The organism is Cupriavidus sp. KB_39, from assembly GCF_052114485.1.
In the GTDB taxonomy this organism is placed as follows: Bacteria; Pseudomonadota; Gammaproteobacteria; order Burkholderiales; family Burkholderiaceae; genus Cupriavidus.
Genome location: NZ_JBFREV010000081.1, coordinates 1 through 6062 on the forward strand (window position 1 = coordinate 1; position 6062 = coordinate 6062).

The 6062-nt window shown below is 57.9% G+C and carries 3 protein-coding genes; all 3 read right to left on the reverse strand.

What is annotated here, in order from left to right:
• Positions 1–275: cation diffusion facilitator family transporter (locus AB4Z27_RS28315; RefSeq protein ID WP_441645882.1), on the reverse strand; the 275-nt coding region annotated here is incomplete at its 3' end.
• Between the two features lie 450 nt (positions 276–725).
• Positions 726–3878, reverse strand: a complete 3153-nt coding sequence (locus AB4Z27_RS28320) for a BPTD_3080 family restriction endonuclease (protein WP_441645883.1) — start codon at positions 3876–3878, stop codon at positions 726–728.
• Between the two features lie 11 nt (positions 3879–3889).
• Positions 3890–6062 (reverse strand): site-specific DNA-methyltransferase (locus AB4Z27_RS28325; RefSeq protein WP_441645884.1); only part of this gene is annotated, 2173 nt, incomplete at its 5' end.

A 6062-nucleotide genomic window follows, 5' to 3' on the forward strand; every position in this document is an offset into this window, starting at 1 on the left:
TGCCCGTACGGGTGATCGGTATCCGGATCCTTGCTGCCGTGATGCCCGGCGAACAACACGAGGAAATCCGAAACCAGATCGGAAAGGGAGTGAATGGCGTCCGCCACCAGCGCCTGGGAACCCGCCACCACGCCGATAAACCCCTGCGCAATGGTCAGGACCACATTGACGGCCACGCTGACAAGGGTGCTACGCCGGCCGGCCTGGGCGCGGGCGGCGGGGTCGGTGGCGGCGTTGCCGATGCCTGGCGCTGTGTGTTCCGGGGATTTGGGCATGTGCATGGGWGGAAACTATACGCTCTGCGATTCGGCGAACGACCGGATGGCGAATCTCAACGATGCGGACGCACGGACGCATTGGGATTCTAGCGATTCAGAATCCCCCAAAGCAAAACAACGCACCACATCTCTCGACGTAGTGCGTTGTTTCGTAAGACAAATCCTGGTGGCCGAAGGACTCTCTAACTAAGCAAAAATCTCCCTAATACATGAGCCATCGCGCCAACACCTTGTCAAGTTGCCCCCAAAGTTGCCCCCAGTGCACACTCTAAACATTCGGCGGATAGCATCTGGTCCGCTGGGGCAAAACGTCCGCCACAGCTCTTACCTTTCGGGTGGGTCATGTAGCGTTCTAGCAACGTCTTGACCATCACGCGCACCATGTAGGCATATCCCGGTCAGACAGCGGAAATTGACCAGACTGACCAGCTTGACCGGGAATACTGCTTAATCTAATTGGTCGAGCAGATTCATCAGGTCAGCCGGATGCTTCATCAAGTGATAGCTCCAGCGACCGAATCGGCCATCTCGGTTCACTGCCTCGCACCACCGCTTGGCAGCCGCCTCCTTTATCAGCGCATCATCAATCACTTTTCCCTTGATTTCGACCACCAGCTTTTCGCCGGAGACCAACTCGACGATGAAATCAGGTAGGTAGTTCCGTTTGGTTCCGTCCTTCCGATACGGCACGACGAAGCCAAGATGGTCGTTCTTCACCCAAGCCCRAATCTGGTCGTGCGTGTCGAGGCAGTAGGCCGCGCTCTGTTCCCATTTCTTGGTGTCGGCCACCATTGCGTTCAAGTGGCAGCGGGTCACCGGCCATAGGTCGCGGCCCGTGGCAAATTCGACAAATCGGGACGAACGAAGGCCAGCCGCACCAGCCGCGATAATGGGCCGCTCCTGAGCTTGCCCGCCCTCATCGATTGCCTGCAAGTTGTCGATGATGCAGCCGACCGCTTTGCCGAAATACGGGTTCAGCGCCACATCCTGAGGCGCACGGTTTCCTTTGCAGACGAGCTTGGTCGCCAGAAACTGCTGAGCGTAAGCCAGAAGCTGCGGAAAGAGGCGATGCGTGGGAATACTGTCGCCTTTGTCTCGCTGCCACTGTTTGACCAGTGTGCTTGCAAGGGTGAAGGCGACTTGCTGCACACGAACGCGCTCACGCCACGCTTCCAATGTCACCAATTCCGCCGCACCCGGACCATAAGCGGCAAGGCTGCCATCGGCACCTGCCAGCCCCTTCATGAGGATTGAATCCGGCACCTCAAGCGGGTCGAGCGTCAGCTTGGGAACCTTGGCCCAATCCAGCGAAATGCGAGTGATGCCGGGGTCTGCATAGCCTTCGACCACGGGGAAGGTGATTTCAAAGTCAGCCTTGGCCGGGTCGGCGTATATCTGGTTAGAAGGCGGCGTCGGCGGTGGTGCTCCACCTCCTTCCACCTTGAACGGAATCAGCTCGAAGGGAACRCCGAATACCTTGGCGGTTTCTTCCCGAAAATAACCTGTGGCCTCGTCGAGAGCGTAGGACGTGCGGCGCAGCGCGCGGCCCACCACTTGCTCGCATAGCAACTGTGAGCCAAACGGTCGCAGGCCAACGACGTGGGTCACTGTGTTGCAGTCCCAGCCCTCCGACAGCATAGCCACACTGATGATGCAGCGCACGTCCCGCCCAGGGGGAATGCTGGCGTCGATGGTCACCAAGCCACTTTCTTCATCGTCTAGAGCCTTGCGGTTGTGTTTCTCGACCAGTGCCTCGTATTCCTCGGGGATATGACCGCCAGGCCAGGCAGTCTTGCCGATGGTGTCCAGCACAAAGCGCAGGCGTCGAGCTTCATCGCTACCGCTCGCACCAGAGGCGATGTCCTCCGCAATCTTGCTGTCCACTCGGATGGTATTTTCCTGGCCGGGCCTGTTGCGGAACTCGACAGGCGACTGGCCGTGGTCCGGCTTGCCATTTGCCAGCCATTCATAGAGCTCCTTGGCCAGGGCGGTATCGCGGCACACGACAATGAAGACGGGCGGCACATCGGTCTTGCGGAAGCCCTCTTTGAATTGGGCCTTCCATGTATCCAGTGTTTTGCGCCACTCATCGGCAAGCTGCGTGATAGGCGCTGTGGCATAGCGCATCACCATGTCCGGGCTGAGCTTTGCCTTGCCGCCACCGTCTTGCTCGATACGCTCTTGAACCCAGCGCCACACATTGAAGTAGGCCGGAGTTTCGCCACCGGTGATGTCCTGGGTCGGCAACTGCGGGATTTTCACTAGCCCCGCTTCAATTCCCTCCAGCAGGCTGAAGTCGGACACCACCCAGGGGAAGGGCTTGCCTACTTCATTACCTGAGCCTTGGATGTAGAAAGGGGTGGCGGACAGGTCCACGCATAGGCGCACGCCATTCTTCGCCCCATTCAACGCCTTGTTGATGCGGTCCAGCCCTTCAATCCAGACGGTGGCCTCGCGTGCATCGGCGTCGGCTGTTTCCTCATCGATAGCGTATTCGTCATCGGGTTCAGTCTTGCCGCGCCGGTAGGCGTGGTGGGCCTCGTCATTCATCACCATGATGGCGGAGCTGCGCCCTTTGCGGTTGCCCAGTACTCGACGCAAGAACGCGGTGTCGCTCTCATAGTATTTGGTTTCCTTGACCTCGAAAGCTGTCAGAACACCGTGGCGGTCTTTGACCTCGCCGACGATTTCAAAAGCGCCCGTCAGCGCCTGCTGGCGAATGTCGGCTTCGGTGAGTTGGTCTTTGCCACCCAGCTTAACCGTGCGCCGCTTCTCCATCGGCATGCCGCGCTTCACGACCCTTGCCGACGTGCCGTTCACGTCCGAAAGCTCGCGGCGCTCAAGGTTGTGCCAGTTGGTGACAAACACCTCACCCCGACGTAGGTCGGGCATGCGATGCAGCGGTACCAGCTCACGAGTGCGATAGAGACTGATTTCGTCCAAATTGGGGTCGAGCTCGTGTAGCCGGTCGCGGACCGTGACGTTAGGGCAGACGATGAGCACCGTGTCCGAATAATTCGGATTGGTGGAATCCACCACCTTGTTGAGAATCGACCACGCGGCCAGCATGCCCATAACGGTGCTCTTACCCGACCCGGTACACATCTTCACCGCATAGCGGATGAATGCCTTGTATCCGGCGGCCTTGGCATCGTCGCCAGGCTCGTCGGTGGGGATGCGGATGCCCTGCTTGAGGTCTTCCGGACCTTCTGTGAGAAGGAGTACCGTTTCGACCGCCTCAAGCTGGGCGAAGAAAAGTCGCTGCTTGCGGTCGGTCGAGCGCCACAGAGCAATCAGCTCCTTGGTGACTTTCGTCGCCCCGCTGTACTCGCGAGCACGCCATTCCTTCAGGCGCTGACGGATGAGGTTCGCTGTATCGAGCAGGTACTCATTGCCTTTTGCATCCTGGTCGAACAGCACGGTCTGCTTCTTGGCTTTCTTTCCCCGCCCGGCATGTTCCGGCACGCGGAAGAAGTAGCTGGCTGGGCGACGCCCTTCGCGCTTTTGTGGCTGCTTGCCTTCCTCGATGTGCCAGTGGAACTTTGGTTCCTCGAACGGGGAATTTATGATGGGCTTCTCGACGGCGTTGATTTGCGACATTGCTCGCTCCCTTACGCAATGTTCTCAATAACGCGCATCAGCTCGTTGCCACGCTCATCAATCACCTTGACCGCGATTCGTCGACGTTCGCCAATCACAAACGGTTCGCTCGTGGTGCCCGCCAAGTGCGACCACACCGACTCATCAAAATCCGCCTTGAGGGATTTTTGCAGGTTGTCCCAAGCGCTGGTCTTAGGGAAGAATACTTGTGTCGCATAGAATGCGCCCGATGGGTCGTAGTCGGTATCCAGCATCCAGCAGGGCAGGTTTTCGCCCTCGACCGATTCGTGGTCCATGTTGACCGGGTTGAATATGTCCAAGCCCTTCACATCTACCTGGTAGAGCGTCTCGCCCGCACTATTCTTCTGTTTCAGCTTGGTCAGCTTCACGTCTGGAAGGCCCGTTACCGAGAAGATTTCCGAGGCGCGGGTGGTCTTGAGCAGGTCGCTCATTGCCACATCCGGGGTCACGGCTACATAAGTGCAATGGATGCGTAGCTTTGGAGCACCGTCCTTATTGCGCTCCTCAATCAGTTCGCGAGCCTTGGCCTGGATGGCGAAGGCGAAGAAGTACAACTGGTCGTAGCGCAGGAAGTGGGCTTCGCGCGCGGCTTCGAACACCATGTCAGCGGATACGGCACCGGATTCCGGGCCGAAGACGATGGCGATGCGCTTGCCGTCTGCATCGGACGCTTCAGCGTGCAGGATGTCGCCGTCACTAGTGCGACGAATCTGCTCCAGTACCAGCTCCCGGTTGCCCGGTAGGCGCAGAGTCTTGGACTGGCGCAGCACCTGCGTCATGCGCTCGATATGAGTGGCAGCATCGCTGTAGACTGCAACAGGTTCGCGGACAGCGGACCCTGAACTTTCGCTCTCTGCGTCGGCGGGACTATCCGACGTTTCGAGCGTCTGCGCCGGAGCGATGGTGGCCTCAACTACAAAGGGGCCGGCAACCCGAACCACGTCCTTGCGTTCTTCGGGCCGGTCTACCAATACCTCCATAGCCGGTTGCTCGTCGTTTGCAATCGACTTCAACGTAATGTGCGGTACCAGCCCGCCCACTTCCTCGCCCTTGCGGTTCTGCTTACGTTGATAGACGAAGCCACCGGCAGGGCCGAGTTTCGATTCCTTGAGGTCATAGTAGGGGAAGGTCGCGGTCAGTAGTCGCTGGCGTGCCAATGCCAAGGGCACCCGCGAGGTGTCGCAAGTAATCCAGCGGCGGCCCCATTGCTCAGCGACGTAGGCAGTCGTTCCAGAGCCACAAGTTGGGTCGAAGACTAGGTCGCCCGGGTCGGTGCACATCAAGACGCAGCGTTGAATCACTTTTTGCGCGGTTTGAACAACGTACCTTTGCTCCTCTGTGAAACTTCCAGTCCCCGTATCGAGCCAGACGTTGTCCAATTCCGTGGTGGGGTTATCCTCAGCCATTAGAATTGTCGCCAGACTCTTGCCTGACGGCCGAAGTCTTCCCAACTGAGCGAGCTTGTCCATTTCGGCACCCGGGGTTGGGTCATAGCTCCAATGACGATTGGCGGAAGGATAATAGGTGGCTCCGTCGAAGTTATAGGGGCCGCTACGTCCTTCTTGTGCCCCCTGTGACGTTGTTGGACCGAGTCGGCAGACCCTCCACCCGGCAGGAAGAAGAGATGGGTCGGCCAGCTCTTCCGCCGTCATTCGGCGCATTTCCTTCATGTCAGGCGAGATTGCCATGACGTACTGCTTCGCTCCTTTGCCCCCCAGCGTTTTTGGAAGCAACAGCGGTCTGTATTTTTGGCGGTCTATATCTTTTGCATAAACAAGAAGATAATCAACTATTGATTGAATTTTTGCCGAACCCTGTGAACTGGTCTTAAAAAAGCTAATGATTCCCGCAAAATTCGCCTCGCCAAATACTTCGTCGAGAACCTCTCGCACGTGGTGAAGATTCTCGTCAGAAATTTGCACGAAAATTGTCCCGGTCTCGTGCAGTAGCTCCTTAGCCAACGTCAGTCGGTCACGCAGATAGGTGAGATACGAATGGAGTCCTAGTTCCCACGTATCTCGGTACGCCTTCACCATCTCCGGTTCACGAGTCATGAAATCGTCTTGACCGTGTTTGTTCCCCATGTCTCGGTTGCGAACAAACGGCTGAAAGTTCGAGCCAAACTTCACCCCATAGGGCGGGTCGATGTAGACCATCTGTACC